The organism is Verrucosispora sioxanthis (assembly GCF_010560025.1).
GTDB classification, from domain to species: domain Bacteria; phylum Actinomycetota; class Actinomycetes; order Mycobacteriales; family Micromonosporaceae; genus Micromonospora; species Micromonospora palythoicola.
The window spans coordinates 33,869-49,814 of the sequence record NZ_SAIY01000002.1; the positions used below are offsets into that span (position 1 = coordinate 33,869).

Below are 15,946 nucleotides of genomic sequence, written 5' to 3' on the forward strand. Positions count from 1 at the left end.
GCCGGCGACGGTCCTCGCCGTGCCGCCGCCGGCATCGACAGGTACGTCCGCCGGAAGGCGAAGGTTCGACCCTAGGCCGCGATGTGACCGTACGCAGTCGTGCGCCTACGCGCCGGCCGGCCCGCCGCCGCCGCGATGGCCCGCAACTGATCCTCGGTACGCGCCGATCCGTTGCCGGAGCCGGCCATCCGCGAGATGGTCTCCTCCATCAGCGTGCCCCCGAGGTCGTTGCAGCCGCTGCGCAGCAACTCCGCGGTGCCGGCGTCGCCCAGCTTCACCCAGGAACACTGGATGTTGTCGATCCGACCGTGCAACAGCACCCGCGCCATCGCGTGCACCACCCGGTTCTCCCGCCAGGTCGGGCCGGGCCGGGCGATGCCCGCGAGGTAGATCGGGGCGTTGGTGTGCACGAACGGCAGCGCCACGAACTCGGTGAACCCGCCGGTACGGTCCTGCACCCCGGCCAGCACCCGGAAGTGCGCCAGCCAGTGCGCGGGGTGGTCGACGTGGCCGTACATCATCGTCGAGCTGGACCGGATGCCCAGCTCGTGCGCCGTGCTGACCACCTCCACCCAGGCGGCGGCCGGCAACTTGCCCTTGGTGAGCACCCAGCGCACCTCGTCGTCGAGGATCTCGGCCGCGGTGCCCGGAATGGTGTCCAGTCCCGCCTCACGCAGCCCGGCCAGCCACTCCCGCACCGACACGCCGGCCTTGGCGGCGGCGGTGACGATCTCCATCGGTGAGAAGGCGTGCACGTGCATCTGCGGTACCCGGGCCTTGATCGCCCGGACCAGGTCGGCGTAGATCGTCACCGGCAGCTTCGGGTCGATGCCGCCCTGGAGGCAGACCTCGCCGGCACCGGCCTCCCACGCCTCCTGCGCCCGGTCCGCGACCTGCTCCACCGAGAGCCGGTACGCGTCGGCGTCCCGTTCCCGCTGTGCGAAGGCGCAGAACCGGCAGCCCACGTAGCAGACGTTCGAAAAGTTGATATTGCGGTTGACCACGTAGGTCACGTCGTCACCCACGGCGGAACGGCGCAGCTCGTCGGCGGTGCGGCACAACTCGTCCAAGGCCGGCCCGTCCGCGCCGAACAACGCCAGCGCGGCATCGGTGTGCCGGGGCTCCAGCAGCGCCGCCGGATCCTCGGCGGCCAGCCGCAATCCGGCCCGCAGGTCGGCGTCGGCAGCGCCGGCGGCGAGCGGCCGGCCGGCCCTGGCACCGGTTCCCACCGGGCCACCGTCGACACCCGCCCGAGCCGGTGGCACAGCCACCTTCGACGCCACCTCGGCCCAGTCGCCGTAGACGTGGTCGAAGTCGCCCCGGCGGTCGTCCGTACGCCCCGTGGTGTCGATGGTGGCGTGCAGGTCGGTGCGCCCGCCGAAGGTCTCGTCGGGCTCCTGCCACGGCCGGCCCACCGGACGGGCCGCCTCGACCGCAAGCCCGGTCGCCGGATCGGCGAGCGCGGTCACGTGCGGCAGCAGTCGCGCGTCCAGCCACGGCTCGCCGGCTCGGACGTACTCGGGGTAGACGGTCAGCCGCTCGCGGAGAGTGAAGCCGGCGGCGGCGGTACGGGCAGCCAGCTCGTCGAGCTGCGGCCAGGGGCGCTCCGGGTTGACATGGTCCGGGGTCACCGGCGAGACACCGCCCCAGTCGTCGATACCGGCCCGCAGCAGCAGGTCGTACTCACCGGCGATGAGGTTCGGTGGTGCCTGGATGCGGGCCTTCGGACCGAGCAGCACCCGGGCCACCGCCACGGAGGCCGCGAGGTCGTGCAGTTCGGCGTCGGGCATCCCACGCATCGCCGTGTCCGGCTTCGCCCGGAAGTTCTGCACGATCACCTCCTGGAGGTGGCCGTACTCACGCTGGGTACGCCGGATCGCGAAGATCGCGTCGATCCGTTCGGCGAGGGTCTCGCCGATGCCGATCAGGATGCCGGTGGTGAACGGGACGCCGACCCGACCGGCGTCGTCGAGGACCCGCAACCGCACCGCCGGCTCCTTGTCCGGTGAGCCGTAGTGCGGGCCGCCGGGCTCGGACCACAGGCGGGTGGCGGTGGTCTCCAGCATCATCCCCATGCTCGGCGCCACCGGCTTGAGCCGTTGCAGCTCCGCCCAGGAGAGCACGCCCGGGTTCAGGTGCGGCAGCAGACCGGTCTCCTCCAGCACCGCCACGGCACAGGCCCGCAGGTAGTCCAGGGTGGACCCGTAGCCGCGTTCGTCCAGCCACTGTCGGGCCGCCGGCCAGCGCTCCTCCGGCCGGTCGCCGAGGGTGAACAGGGCCTCCTTGCAACCCTGTGCCGCACCGGCCCGGGCGATGGCCAGCACCTCCTCGCGGTCGAGGAAGGCCGCCGGCAGCCGGTGCGGCACCGTGGCGAACGTGCAGTAGTGGCAGCGGTCCCGGCAGAGCCGGGTCAGCGGAATGAAGACCTTCTTCGAGTACGTCACGACGCCGGGCCGGCCGGCGTCCCGCAGGCCGGCGTCACGGATCGCACCGGCGATGCCGAGCAGTTCCTCCAGCGCCGCGCCCCGGGCGGTCAGCAGGGTCGACGCCTCGTCGACGTCGAGCGCCCGCCCGGTGGCGGCGCGGCGCAGTGCCCGCCGTACGCTCCCGTCACCCGGCCCGCGCTCGCTCTGATCAACCATCCGCTCAGCCTATGCGCTGCGGCCGGTCCGGCCCCGGCCCGTGGGCAACCGCACGTGCCTCGACGGCCCGTCGTCAGCTCGGCTGGTCGCGCGGGTCGATCCGCTGGGTGCGGTCGGCCTCCCCGTCGCCCGACCGGGAAACCGGCGGGCCGGCGTCACCATCGCCCGGCCGCGCGATGGCCTGGGTCGGCTCGGTGCTCTGGTGCGGGATCGCCTGGGTCGGTTCGGCGTCCTGCCGCTCGGCGCTCCCGGCCGCGTCGCCCTGGCGCGGCATGCCCCCGCCCGGGTCGCCCTGACGCGGAATGCTCTGGGTCGGGTCGGCCGAGGCCGGCTGCCCGAACGGCGGTGCGGCCGACGGGGACGGCTGCCCGAACGTGGGCGCGGCCGGCGAGGACGGCGCCGACTGCGGTGGCACCGCCGGCTGACCGTGCGGCGGCCAGGTGTGCGGGGACTCCGGCGGCCCTCCGGCCGGGGTGCCTGGCCAGCCATCGGCCAACCCGGCTGGCCGCCCTGACCGCCGGCGTGGCTGTGGCCGCCGGGGTGGCCCTGACCGCCGGGGTGGCCCTGGGTCGTGCCGCCGGCCGGGTAGCCGCCGAACTGTCCGGCCCCGGACTGATTCGGCTGCCCCGCCCGGGTGCCCGGAGCCGGGGTAGCCGGCCGGATAGCCGGCGGGCCGTTCGGCACCCGACCAACCGCCCGACTGGCCGGGCGGCGTCCAGCCGCCGCCCTGCTGACCGGGCTGGCCACCGAACTGACCCGGGCCGCCCGGCTGCGCCAGCCCTGCTGCGGCGTGCCGTACAGGCCGGGCTCGGGCTTGGGCCGCGGTACGTGGTAGAGCCGCTGCCACACGCTCCACACCACGTACGCCGCCGCCGCGAACAGCGCCACCCAGGCGACCCGGGTGAGCAGTCCGGTCATCGCGTCGAAGAGCTGCGCCTCGGCCAGCCGACCGACCACCCAGATCAGCAGGGTCAGACCGCCGAGCACGGCGCTCACCGCGTACTCGACGAGCGCCACCTGCGTGATCATTTTCGCCCGTCCGACGGTCGGGGCGAGATGCGTGGCCAGCAGCACCGCCAGCACCGGCAGTACCACCGCCTCGATGCCGATGAAGGCGAAGAAGGAGCTGGCGGCGCGCCCGGTCACCGTGCTGTAGGCGCCCTGCGGGGTCAGCAGCCGGATCAGCCCCACGAAGAGAAAGACGGCGTTCGCGCCCAGGAGCACGAGAGCGACGAGTTCACGTAGCGGCCCGGTCACCTGGCGGGCCGGGGTCGGGTCGGTGGGCGAGGGCTCGGCGGGGCTGGTCACGAACTCTCCCTGGGGGCGAAAGCGGACAGATGCCGACGTGAGCCTAGTCTCCCGGGGCAGTTGGCTGCCGGAGGCGTCACGTAGGCGAGGATGGGCGGATGCGCATCGTGGTTCTGACCGGCGGAATCGGCGGGGCCCGGTTCCTGCTGGGGGTCCGGGCGTACGCCCGCGAGGTGGGTGCCGAGGTGACCGCCGTGGTCAACGTCGGCGACGACCTACGGCTGCACGGACTCCGGATCTGCCCGGACCTGGACAGCGTGCTGTACACCCTCGGCGGCGGCGCCGACCCGCAGCGGGGCTGGGGACGGGTCGACGAGAGCTGGACGGTCAAGGACGAGCTGGCGGCGTACGGCGCCGAGCCGAGCTGGTTCGGACTGGGTGACCGGGACATCGCCACCCACCTGGTCCGCACCACGATGCTCGACGCCGGCTATCCGCTGCACCAGGTCACCCAGGCACTGGCGACCCGCTGGCAGCCCGGCGTACGCCTGCTGCCGGCGACCGACGACCGCCTGGAGACGCACGCGGTCGCCGACCTCGACGGCGGCCAGCGGGCGATCCACTTCCAGGAGTGGTGGGTACGGTACCGGGCGCAGGTCCCGACCCACCGGTTCGTCTTCGTCGGGGCGGAGTCGGCGAAGCCGGCACCCGGCGTCACGGAGGCGATCGCCGGGGCCGACGTGCTGCTCGTGGCGCCGAGCAACCCGGTGGTCAGCATCGCGCCGATCCTGGCCGTGCCGGGTCTGCGCGAGGCGGTGGCGGACGGCCCCGCCCCGGTGGTGGGCGTTTCACCGATCATCGGTGGCGCACCGGTGCGCGGCATGGCCGACCGTTGCCTGGCGGTCGTCGGCGTGGAGTGCAGCGCCGCCGGCGTCGGTGGGCTGTACGGAAGCCGGGCGAGTGGCGGGCTGCTCGACGGCTGGTTGGTGGCCGAGGAGGATGCCACAACGGTGGTGCCGGACGTGACGGTCCGTGCGGTGCCGCTGCGGATGACCGACGAGGCGGCGACGGCGGCGATGGTCCGCGCCGCGGTGGAGTTGACGTGAGACTGGAGATCCTGCCGGTGCCCGGGATCGGGCACGTGACCGAGGGGGACGACCTCGCGGCCCTGATCGGAAACGCGGCGCCCTGGCTGCGCGACGGGGACGTGCTGGTGGTGACCAGCAAGATCATCTCGAAGGCCGAGGGACGGCTGGTCGACGTGCCCGCCGACGGCCCGGATCGACAGGCCGTCCGGGACGAGGTGCTCGCGGCGGAGACGGTACGGGTGGTGGCCTCGCGCGGCCCGACCCGGATCGTGCAGACCCGGCACGGCTTCGTGATGGCCGCCGCCGGAATCGACGCCTCGAACGTCGACAAGACCCGGCTGGTGCTGCTGCCGGAGGACCCGGACGCCTCGGCCCGCACGCTCCGCGCCGGCCTGCGCGACCGGTACGGCCTGAACGTCGCGGTCGTCGTGAGCGACACCATGGGCCGCCCCTGGCGCAACGGGCTGACCGACGTGGCCCTCGGCGTCGCCGGAATGGACGCCATCCGCGACCACCGCGGCGAGGTCGACCCGTACGGCAACGAGCTGGTGCTGACGCAGATGGCGGTGGTCGACGAGCTGGCCGCGGCGGGTGAGCTGATCAAGGGCAAGTGCGACCAGGTGCCGGTCGCGGTGATCCGCGGCTACCTGACGCCGCCGCTGTCGGGGGACGGCGAGGGCGCCCGGGTGCTGGTCCGGGACGCCTCGATGGACCTGTTCTCGCTCGGCACCGCCGAGGCGAAGGCGGCCGGTCTGGCGGCTGCCGCCACCCTGCCGGATCACCTGTCGGAAGCCCCACCCGACCCGGCCACCGTCGCGCGGGCGATCGACTCGGTCGCCGACGTGATCGCGCCCGGCACGGTCTTCACCCAGGTCACCGACGACGACGTACGCACCGCGCTGGTCCGCATCGTGCCGGGCTGGCCGGTCCACGCGACCGGCCTGGTGCTCTGCTCCCCACCCACCCCGGTGGGCCCGTTCCAACTGGTCCGCTTCGGCACGGACGTGCAGCGCCTACGCACCGCCCTCGCGGCGGCACACGTCCCCACCCAACTCCTCCCCCCACCCAGCGGCACCACCGCCGCCGCCACCCTCGCCCTCTGACAGGCAGGAGGGTCAGGGATTGAGGATGGCGCGGCCGAGCGGGGTGAGGGTGTGCAGGACGGTGTTGCGGTCGCGGTTGCTGACCAGCAGACCCGCGTTCCGCAGCACGGTGGTGTGCTGGCTGGCCGCCGCCGCCGAGATGCGCAGCCGGCGGGCCAGCTCGCCGGTGGTGCAGCCGTCGTCACTGGCGGCGAGAACCGCCGCGCGGGTACGGCCGAGCAACGCGGCCAGCGCCTCCCGGCCGGTGTCGCCCGCCGCGGGCGCGTCCCCGGTCAGTCCGCCCAGCCTGTCGACCGGGTAGACCAGCACCGGCGGTAGTTCCGGGTCGAGCAGCGCGACAGGCGTGTTCGCGCAGAAGAACGACGGCACCAGCAGCAGCCCTCGTCCCTCCAGGTGAAGTTCCCGGCTCCTCGGGTAGGCGGGAATCTCCAGCACGCCCGACTCCCAGCGCAGGCCCGGCCGCAGCGTGGTCAGCAGCCCTTCGACACCCGCGTCGAGCATCGCCCGGGCGCGGCGGGCACGATCGGCCTCCACCGCACCCTGGACCCGCGTCCAGTACGGGCCGAGGGCGAGCTGCCGGTAGCGGTCCATCGTCTCGGTCAGGTGGTTCAGGGCCTCCGGCTCACCCCGGGCGATGGCGGCCACCCCGGCGGGCAGGTTCCGGTTGTCGCTGGCGAGCAGCGTGAGATCGCGTTGCAGCGATGCCACGGGGGTACGCCGCAGCGCCTCCATCCCCGCCTCGAAACCGTGCACACCCTCGTACGGGGTGAGGAAGTCCGGAAAGTAGCCGCGCGGCGGACTCAACGTCGACAGCAGTCGCAGTGCCTCGGCGTCCAGCTGCCGACGCAGCCCCCGCGAGACCTCGCGACGCCAGCCGGCGAGCAACGGATCACGGCTGCGCCCGGGCAGCAGGTGCAGACTCAGCACCACTTCCCAGACCGGATCGGCCGCCGGAGCCACCCGGGTCCGGAGAATGTCCTCGCCGGAGAAATGGATCTTCAGCATGGGTACTCCCAGCGCCCGGCGGAGGGGGCACCCGGCGACCTCCGAACTCTACCCGGCCGTCCCGGCCTCGGGCAGTTAAGCCTGAGCTGAAAGACCTCGACGCCCGTGGCGTGAATCCGCCATGCTTCCCGTGCCACAGGGGGCCACCCACGTCGACCGTGTCCGCCCCACTGGGTGCCCGAGAGCGGGCGGCACCATACGAGGGTCTGCGGCTCAGATTCCGCAGGGGGTGCCGCCCGGTCTCCCCGGCACAGGTCCGGCCGCCGCACCGGCTCATCCACCAGCACCCCGTACGCTGGCTCGGACGAGAGGAGCGGCCGTTGTCGACGCCCCGAATGGTGGACCGATCCCCGTGCGACGACGCGGACGGCTGGACGGCGCTGCACGCCGACGCGCTGGCGGTGCTCACCGGCTGGACGCCGACCAGCCCCGACGCGGCGGTGGCCCGCGACCGGACCCTCGGCCTGCTCGACGCCGGGCCGATCGCGATGAGCCGCGCACACCGCGCCGGTCACGTCACCGCCAGCGCCCTGGTGTTCGACGCGACCGGCAGCCAGGTGCTGCTCTGCCTGCACGGCAAGTTCCACAAGTGGGTGCAGTTGGGCGGGCACTGTGAGCCCGCCGACCGGACGCTGGCCGGTGCGGCGTTACGGGAGGCCACCGAGGAGTCGGGCATCGCCGGTCTGCGGATCGATCCGCTGCCGATCGACGTGGACGTGCACCCGGTGGCCTGCCAGGGCGGGTCGCTGCACCACGACGTACGCTTCGCCGTTTTCGCCCCGGTTGGCGCGACGGAACGGGTGAGCGTGGAGTCCGAGGCGCTCGGCTGGTTCCCACCGGAGCGTCTGCCGCAGCCACTGGCCGGCGGCACGGCCCGGCTCGTCACACCGGGCCTGGCGGCCTTCAGACGAGCTTCTCCGCACCCCGTCTCTTGAGCTCGTCCACGATCGACTTCACGTCCTGAGCACGATCGCGCGGGCAGACCAGCAACGCGTCCTCGGTGTCGACCACGATCAGGTCGCGTACGCCGACGGCGGCCACCAGCCGACCGGCCTGCGGGACCACCACCATGCCGCTGCTGTCGCGCAGCAGCACCTCGGTCTTGGCGTCGCTGGCGAGCACCACGTTGCCGTCGGGGTCCGTCGGCAGCACCTCGCCGAGGGTGTGGAAGTCACCCACGTCGTTCCACCGGAAGTCACCGGGTACGGTCGCCACCCGGCCGGCCGCGGCCGCGCCCTCCATCACCGCGTAGTCCACCGAGATCTTCGTCAGCGTGGGCCAGACCGCACCGAGCACGTCGTCCTGTTCGTCGGAGTGCCACGCCGCCGCGATCGTGGTGACCCCGGAGTGCAGATCGGGCTGCTGACGTGCCAGCTCGGCGAGAAACGCCGACACCCGCCAGACGAACATGCCGGCGTTCCAGAGGTAGTGGCCCGACCGCAGGTACGTCTCGGCGACCTCCGCGCTCGGCTTCTCCTTGAACTCGACCACCGGGCGCATCGGGCCACCCTCGACGGGCTCGCCGGTCCGCAGGTATCCGTAGCCGGTCTCCGGCCGGGTCGGGGTGATCCCGACCGTCATCAGCAGCCCCTGCTCCGCGCCCCGGACCGCCTCCCGGACGGTGTCCACCCATCGCTCAGGATCGCCGATCAGGTGGTCGGCGGCGAACGATCCCATGACGGCGTCCGGGTCGCGTACGGCGATCACCGCCGCGGCCAGCGCGATGGCGGCGCAGGAATCCCGTGGCGACGGTTCGACCAGGATGTTCTCCTCCGGCAGACCGGTCAGCTGGCGGGCCACGGCCGCGGCGTGCGCGGCCCCGGTGACCACCATGGTGCGTTCGGGGGTGGTCAGCGGCCCCAGCCGCTCGACGGTCGCCTGAAGCAACGACGCGGACGTGCCGGTGAACGGGTGGAGGAATTTGGGATGCCCGGCACGGGACAGCGGCCACAACCTCGTGCCGCTGCCACCGGCCGGAATGACGACATAGATCACCAGGACATCATGCCCGAACCGCCCGGACCGGGCGCCTCGGTTGGGGGCCTCAGGCCCGCGCCCTGGTCCACGCCGCGATGTGCACCTCGGCGCTGGACCCCCAGGTGAACTCCTTCGCCCGATCGAAACCGGCCTTCGCCAGCGACAACCGGCGCGGTTCGTCGTCGAGCAGCGCGGCCAGGTCGGCGGCGATCTGATCCGGATCCTCGCTGGTGTAGGCCACCGCGTCGCCTCCGACCTCCGGCAGCGACAGCCGGGGGGTGGTGAGCACCGGGGCGGCGCACGCCATCGCCTCCAGGATGGGCAACCCGAACCCCTCGCCGTAGGAGGGGTACGCGGCCACCAGCGCCCCGCCGAGGAAGCCGGGCAGGTCGCCGTAGCGCAGGTAGCCGGGACGCAGCAGCCGCAGGTGCGAGGGCACCTCGGCCACCGCGCGGTCGATGTCGTCGTCGTGCCCCTGTCCGCCGGCCACCACGAGTGCCGGCGGGTCCGGCCGCTCGGCGACCGCCCGGGCCCAGCCACGGATCAGGTTCGGCACGTTCTTGCGCGGCTCCTTGGCGCCGAGGAACGCGACGTAACTGCTGCCACCCAGCCCCAGGCGGGCCCGGACCCGGGCCTTCTCCTCGTCGCCGGGCGCGTGGAAGGCCTCGTGGTCCACCCCGTGGTAGGCCACGTCGATGCGGGTGGGGTCGGCGTCCAACAGTCGGATCAGTTCGTCGCGGGTCGCCTTGCTGGGCACGATCACGCGGTTCGCGCGCCGCAACGAGGTCTTGATCGCGCTACGGAAGAACGTCCGGCGGGACTTGTCGTAGTGCTCCGGCTCGGTGAAGAACGTCGCGTCGTGCACCGTCACGGTGACCGGACAGCCGGCCCGCAGCGGGCAGGTGTAGAAGGGCGAGTGCAGCACCTCCGCGCCGACCTGCTGGGCGAGCAGGGGCAGGCCGGTCTGCTCCCAGGCGAGGCGGGCTGGCCGGTGCGCGACCGCGGCCGGCGCCGGAATGATCTCCGCGCCGGGCAGCTTCCGCCGGTAACGCTCCAGGTCGGTGCGGAGGCTGACCACCACCAGGTCCACCGCCGATCCGCACACCTTGCCGAGGGCGCCGAGCAGGCCATCGACGTATCTACCGACGCCGCCGCGATCGGCGGGAACACTCGTGGCGTCGATGAGCACGCGGGGCGGGCGACCGGCGGTCACGGGGCGACTCCTTGCGGTGGCGGGACTGTGGGGAACGACACTCCGGCAAGCCTACGCCGGAGCCGGGCACGGACGCTGACTGCGACCCGACGGTACGCCGACTTGTCGCTGTCATCGAGTACGGCCGCCGGGCGCGTATCGTTCGCGCCGATGGCCGACAACATTGCCCGGGTGTTCGCCGACGCGGTCGCGACCGACCCGAACCGCCCCCTGCTGACCTGGTACGACGACGCCACCGGCGAACGCACCGAACTTTCCGGAGCGACGCTGGCGAACTGGGTGGCCAAGACGGCGAACCTGCTCGTCGACGAGCTGGCCCTCGGGCCGGGCGGCACCGCGGCGGTGCTGCTGCCGCCGCACTGGCAGAGCGCTGCGGTGCTGCTCGGTTGCTGGTCGGCTGGGTTGACGGTGCGTCCGGCCGGTTTGCCGGTCGCCGACCGGCCGGGCGCGGTGGACGTGCTGTTCACCACCGTCGACGGCGTCGCCGAGGCCGACGCCTGGTCGGCGGCCGACCGGTACGCGCTCGCGTTGCACCCGTTCGCGCTGCCGCTGCGGGAGGTGCCGGCGGGCTTCGCCGACTACGTCACCGAGGTACGCGCGCACGGCGACCACTTCACGGCGTACCCGCCCGGCGGGCCGGACCACACCGCGCTGCGCGCCCGGGTCACCACCCGCGCCGCCGAACTCGGCATCTCCGCGGGCGACCGGCTCCTCGTGGACGTCGACCGCCGTCCGGACCCGCTCGACTGGCTGCTGGCCCCGCTCAGCGTCAGCGCCACCCTGGTGCTCTGCGCCCACCTGGACCAGGCCCGCCTGGCCGACCGCCAATCGACGGAACGCGTCACCCACTCCCTGACCTGACTGTGCGGCTGGCCGGGTCGGTCCGAAGGTGATGGGCTCGACCCTCACCCTCCGTGTCGCTCACTCACCGTTGCTGCGCCAGCGCCGGGCTATATACCCCTCCCCGCCCTTTGCTCTGCTTCAACCGACGCACAACGGATTGAACTGCGGCGACGTGGCGATGGTCCGGTGCCACTCACGCGTTGGACGCTACGGGAAGTAACTGTTGCGTGGGTTGAAGCAGAGCAAAGGACGGGGGAAGGTATTGGTTGGGCGAGCTGCGACAGCACGTTGAGTGATGCCTGGTCCCAGCTCGTAGCTGGTTCTCGGCCGAGGAAAGCTCGGGTCTAGGGCGACCAGCGCGCAGGCCGCACCGCCCGGGCTCGGGGTCGAGGGGTCGGCGTGGCGGGTCGGGTCAGGTGGCGGGGCGGTCCGGGGTGCGGTGTCGGGCCAGGGTGGCGAAGGCGGTCAGGGAGTCGGGGTTGGCCAGGGCGCCCTTGGCCGCCGCCAGGTCGACCGGAGTCCCGGTGAGGATCTTCTTGACCGGCACCTCGAGCTTCTTCGCCGACAGGGTGCGTGGCACCGCGCGGACCTGATGGATCTCGTCGGGTACGTGCCGGGGCGACAACGCGGTACGCAGTTCGCGGCAGATCGACCGGCGCAACTCGTCGTCAAGGGTCACCCCCTCGGCGAGTACCACGAACAGCAGCAGTTCACCGGCACCACCCTCGTCGTCCTCCAGGTGCACCACCACCGAGTCGACGACCTCGTCCAGCCCCTCCACCACGGAGTAGAACTCGGCGGTGCCGAGGCGTACGCCGCCCCGGTTGAGGGTGGCGTCGGAGCGACCGGTGATGACACACCCGCCCCGGGAGTTGATGGTGATCCAGTCCCCGTGCCGCCACACCCCGGGATAGACGTCGAAGTACGCCTCCCGGTAGCGGGCTCCGTCCGGATCGTTCCAGAAACCCACCGGCATGCTCGGCATCGGTTCGGTGATCACCAGCTCGCCCAGTTCCCCGATGACCGGGGTACCGTCCGGCGAGCGCGCCTCCACCTTGGCGCCCAGGGCACGGCAGGCGATCTCACCGGCGTGCACCGGCAGCAGCGGCACACCGCCGACGAAACCGGTGCAGACGTCGGTACCGCCGGACAGCGACTGGAGCTGAAGGCCGTCGCCGACCGTGTCGTACACCCAGGTGAAGCCCTCGGCGGGCAGTGGCGCGCCGGTGGAGCCGAGGCCGCGCAGCGCGGAGAGGTCGGCGATCTGGCGCGGGACCAGCCCAGCCTTGCGGCAGGCCAGCAGGAACGGAGCCGAGGTGCCGAAGTACGTGGTGCCGGTCCGCTCCGCCAGCCGCCACAGGGCACCCAGGTCGGGATGGCCGGGGTTGCCGTCGAACAGCACGATGGCCGCGCCCACCGCCGGCCCGGAGACCAGGAAGTTCCACATCATCCAGCCGGTGGTGGTGAACCAGAAGAACCGGTCCGCCGGGCCGAGGTCGTGGTGCAGGGCGAGCATCTTCAGGTGCTCCAGCAGGATGCCGCCGTGTCCGTGCACGATCGGCTTGGGCAGCCCGGTGGTGCCGGAGGAGTAGAGCACGTACAGCGGGTGGTCGAACGGCACCGGGGTGAAGGCCAACGGTTCGTCGGTCTCGGCCGCCAACTCCGCCCAGGCGAGTGCGTCCGCAGCCGGCGTACCGTCGGGGTCGAGGTAGGGGATCGAGACGGTGTGCCGCAGCGACGGCAGCGCGGCCCGGATCGCGGCCACCTCGGCGCGCCGGTCGACCGGCTTGTCGCCGTAGCGGTAGCCGTCCACGGCGACCAGGATCTTCGGCTCGATCTGCTGCCACCGGTCGGTCACGCTGCGGGTGCCGAACTCCGGCGCACAGGACGAGAAGACGGCGCCGAGGCTCGCGGTCGCCAGCATCAGCACGTACGTCTCGGGGATGTTCGGCGCGTACCCGGCCACCCGGTCCCCGGTGGTGACGCCGAGCCGGCGCAGTCCGGCGGCGACCCGGCGGACCTGCTCGCGCAACTGCCCGGCGGTGAGGGTGACCGGCGGCCGGGTCTGCCCGTGCGCCACGACCACGGGCTCGTCGTCGGCCCGGCCCGGCATCCGCAGCACGTTCTCGGCGTAGTTGAGGGTGGCGCCGGGGAACCACCGGGTGCCCGGCATGTCCCGGTCGGTCAGCGTGGCGGTCGGTGGGGTGTGCGCGACGACGCCGAAGTGGTCCCAGATCGACCGCCAGAAGGCGTCCAGGTCGGTGACCGACCATCGCCACAGCGCGTCGTAGTCGGCGAACGTCAGCCCCCGGTGCTCGGCGAGCCAACGCAGGTAAGCCCCGATCCGGGACCGCTGGAGCACGTCCGCCGGTGGCGTCCACAGCACGTCCGTCACTGGTCCACTCCTCCCCTGGCCCGGCACGACACTGTGCGGTGGGCCGTGGCGCCATCTTGCCCTACCTCGAAGCGCCATTGTCCGCACCCGACCCCCGCAGGCGCATGTGCCCGCCCCACACCCCCTGGACCCGACCAGTGTGGCCGGGACGCAGGAAGCGCCGCCGGCGGCCGGAGAGGTCAGGGTTCGCTGCGGGCCGCCTGGATGGCCTGACGGCGGGCCAGCCGGTGGGCGCGGCGGATCTCCGCCTCGCGCCAGCGCCGCTCGTCCTCCGGCGTCTCCGGCAACACCGGACGCACCGGCCGGGGCGCGCCGCCCACCTCGACCCCGACGAAGACGAGGTACGCGGTGGCCACCCGCACCGGCACCTCGTCGGCCGAGTCCCAGCGCTCGGCCATCACCCGGACGCCGACCTCCATCGAGGTCTGACCGGTCCAGTTCACCTGGGCGTACGCGTGCACCAGGTCGCCCACCCGGACCGCCTCCGAGAAGACGATCTCGTCGATCGCGGCGGTCACCGCCGTACCACCGCTGTGCCGCGCCGCCGCCGCGCCGGCCACGTCGTCGACGAACTTCATCAGCACCCCGCCGTGCACCGTTCCGTACAGGTTCACATCCACTGCGGTCATGATCCGGCTGAGGGTTACCCGAGAGTACGAGGTCGGCTTGCCCGGCAGGGCGGTGGCGGGGTGCTCGGTCATGTCGGAAACGGTACGGTGCGCGGATGCGACATCTGTGGAGCTTCCTCGCAGGGCTGGTGGTGGTGCCGGTCACCTGGGTGCTGGTCACCCTCGGTCAGGACGGGTCGGCCGACACCGTCAACCGGTGGGTGGAGATCGGCACCGCCAACACGGCGAATCTCATCGAGCCTGCCGTGTACCTCGCTGTCGGTGGCATCGTGCTGGGCCTGCTCGGCACGCTACGCATCTCACCGCTCGGTCCGCTGGTGGCCGGGCTGCTGCTGGTCACCCCGTACGTCGGACTGTTCGTCTCGCCCTTTCAGGTACGCGAGCGCATCCCGTCCGACTGGAAGTTTCTCGACGACCCGCTGCCGCTGGCGTTGCCGGTGGAGAACGGCACGCTCTTCCTGGTCGGCATGCTGCTGCTGATCGCGACGTTCAGCGGGCAACGGTGGCGGCGTTGGCCGGTCGCGGTGCCGCAGCCGGAGTCGGGAACCCTCGACGCGCCGGCGCCGGACCAGACGTTGACCGACTGGTCACCGGGCCCGTCGGCGGAACGGGACACCGCGCCGCTGAGCCTGGGCTACCCGGACCCGGAATCGACACCGACCGAGCCGTTGCCCCGGCGTACCGGAGGTGGGTCGCCCTGGTCGGCACCGCCGGGCAATCTGCCTCGACGCGACGACGCCACCAACTGATTTCGGCAACTCCGATCGTCGCCTCCGCCCGGCGACCGGGCGGGCGGAGGCGACCCGCCAGGCGCTACTGTCTGGCTACGTCGTTGGCAGCCTGGGGGTTGGACAAAGCATGGGCGCGTCGGAATTCATGGTGTTCGCAGGATCAGCCAGTCGAAACCTTGGACGTGCGATCACCGACCGGCTCGATATCGAGTTGGGATCCTCCGAAGTGCTTCACTTCTCCGAGGGAAACCTCTTCGTCAGAGTGCTGGAAAACGTCCGGGGGCGGGACATCTTCATCGTCCAGGGCACCGCCTTTCCAGCGAATGACAACTTCATGGAGTTGCTCTTCTGGATCGACGCCCTGAAGCGGGCCAGTGCCGCGTCGGTGACCGCCGTGATTCCCTACTTCAGCTACGCCAAGGGTGACAAGAAGGACGAGCCGCGGGTGTCCATCCGCGGACGGGTGTGCGCCGATGCCATTGCTGCGGCGGGAGCGGATCGGGTCGTCACACTGGACCTGCACACTCCCCAGGTGCAAGGGTTCTTCAACATCCCGGTCGATGATCTGTATTCGTTGCCGGTGCTCTGCGACGCCATCGCGGCGCACAACTTTCACGATCTCGTGGTGGTCGCTCCGGACGCTGGATACGCCAAGAAGGCACGACAGTGGGCCAATCGCCTGCAGGTGCCCACGGCCATCGCCGACAAGCGACGCGTCGACCACAGCGAAACCGCAGAAATCGTCGAGCTGATCGGCTCCGTGGAGGGCCGGACGGCGCTTATCGTCGATGACTTCACCATCAGCGCAGGCACTCTTGTCGACGCCGCACGCGTGTTGGTCGACCGGGGCGCGACCACGGTGTACGCGGCAGTCAGTCACGCTTTGTTGACCGAGGCTGCGAACGAACGGCTCGACGACAGCCCGATCGAGTGCCTGTTCACGACCGACAGTGTGGAGACCCAACCCACCAAACTGGCGGACAAGGTCCAGGTTGTCAGCGTGGCCGGGCTGTTCGCCGAAGCCATTCACCGCATCTCGGCACGGGAGAGCATCTCGGTGCTCTTCGAGTAG

Annotated in this window: 13 protein-coding genes; 6 read left to right on the plus strand and 7 right to left on the minus strand. The window is 72.1% G+C overall.

Annotation, left to right across the window (positions count from 1 at the left end; genetic code table 11):
- Nucleotides 1-71: 71 nt before the first annotated feature.
- On the minus strand, nt 72-2,642 hold the full coding sequence (locus ENC19_RS05305; protein ID WP_164446042.1) for a bifunctional FO biosynthesis protein CofGH: 2,571 nt from the start codon (nt 2,640-2,642) through the stop codon (nt 72-74).
- A 9-nt stretch (nt 2,643-2,651) separates the two neighbouring features.
- Nucleotides 2,652-3,950: a hypothetical protein gene (locus ENC19_RS05310; RefSeq protein WP_164446043.1), complete on the minus strand. Its 1,299-nt coding sequence runs from the start codon at nt 3,948-3,950 to the stop codon at nt 2,652-2,654.
- 98 nt (nt 3,951-4,048) lie between these two features.
- On the opposite strand from ENC19_RS05310, the gene cofD reads away from it, so the two are divergent.
- A complete protein-coding gene (gene cofD, locus ENC19_RS05315; protein WP_164446044.1) occupies nt 4,049-4,996 on the plus strand; it encodes a 2-phospho-L-lactate transferase in 948 nt (315 codons plus the stop codon).
- Nucleotides 4,993-6,081 (plus strand): coenzyme F420-0:L-glutamate ligase, encoded by a 1,089-nt coding sequence (locus tag ENC19_RS05320; protein WP_164446045.1) that lies wholly within the window; start codon nt 4,993-4,995, stop codon nt 6,079-6,081. Before cofD ends, ENC19_RS05320 begins: the two co-directional genes overlap by 4 nt.
- 12 nt (nt 6,082-6,093) lie before the next feature.
- Here the strand turns inward: ENC19_RS05320 and ENC19_RS05325 are convergent, their stop codons facing one another.
- Nucleotides 6,094-7,086: an ArsR/SmtB family transcription factor gene (locus ENC19_RS05325; RefSeq protein ID WP_164446046.1), complete on the minus strand. Its 993-nt coding sequence runs from the start codon at nt 7,084-7,086 to the stop codon at nt 6,094-6,096.
- Between the two features lie 335 nt (nt 7,087-7,421).
- On the opposite strand from ENC19_RS05325, the gene ENC19_RS05330 reads away from it, so the two are divergent.
- Complete coding sequence (locus tag ENC19_RS05330; RefSeq protein ID WP_164446733.1) at nt 7,422-8,021, plus strand: NUDIX hydrolase; 600 nt, start codon at nt 7,422-7,424, stop codon at nt 8,019-8,021.
- Here ENC19_RS05330 and ENC19_RS05335 read toward each other — a convergent pair.
- Both ENC19_RS05335 and ENC19_RS05340 read right to left on the minus strand, forming a co-directional pair.
- Nucleotides 7,990-9,081, minus strand: a complete 1,092-nt coding sequence (locus ENC19_RS05335) for a mannose-1-phosphate guanylyltransferase (RefSeq protein ID WP_164446047.1) — start codon at nt 9,079-9,081, stop codon at nt 7,990-7,992. The two genes, ENC19_RS05330 and ENC19_RS05335, sit on opposite strands and share 32 nt — an antisense overlap.
- A gap of 49 nt (nt 9,082-9,130) precedes the next feature.
- Nucleotides 9,131-10,276, minus strand: a complete 1,146-nt coding sequence (locus ENC19_RS05340; protein ID WP_164446048.1) for a glycosyltransferase family 4 protein — start codon at nt 10,274-10,276, stop codon at nt 9,131-9,133.
- 150 nt (nt 10,277-10,426) lie between these two features.
- Here ENC19_RS05340 and ENC19_RS05345 point away from each other — a divergent pair, with 150 nt between their 5' ends.
- A complete protein-coding gene (locus ENC19_RS05345; protein WP_164446049.1) occupies nt 10,427-11,137 on the plus strand; it encodes a TIGR03089 family protein in 711 nt (236 codons plus the stop codon).
- 394 nt (nt 11,138-11,531) lie between these two features.
- Here the strand turns inward: ENC19_RS05345 and ENC19_RS05350 are convergent, their stop codons facing one another.
- Together ENC19_RS05350 and ENC19_RS05355 are read right to left on the minus strand one after the other, a co-directional pair.
- Nucleotides 11,532-13,514: an acetoacetate--CoA ligase gene (locus ENC19_RS05350; protein ID WP_164446050.1), complete on the minus strand. Its 1,983-nt coding sequence runs from the start codon at nt 13,512-13,514 to the stop codon at nt 11,532-11,534.
- 179 nt (nt 13,515-13,693) lie between these two features.
- On the minus strand, nt 13,694-14,215 hold the full coding sequence (locus ENC19_RS05355; RefSeq protein ID WP_164446051.1) for an acyl-CoA thioesterase: 522 nt from the start codon (nt 14,213-14,215) through the stop codon (nt 13,694-13,696).
- 23 nt (nt 14,216-14,238) lie between these two features.
- Between ENC19_RS05355 and ENC19_RS05360 the strand changes: the two genes are divergently transcribed.
- Nucleotides 14,239-14,892, plus strand: a complete 654-nt coding sequence (locus ENC19_RS05360) for a hypothetical protein (protein WP_164446052.1) — start codon at nt 14,239-14,241, stop codon at nt 14,890-14,892.
- 109 nt (nt 14,893-15,001) lie between these two features.
- Nucleotides 15,002-15,946 carry a ribose-phosphate diphosphokinase gene (locus tag ENC19_RS05365; RefSeq protein WP_164446053.1) on the plus strand — a complete coding sequence of 315 codons (945 nt, stop codon included), beginning with the start codon at nt 15,002-15,004 and terminating at the stop codon, nt 15,944-15,946.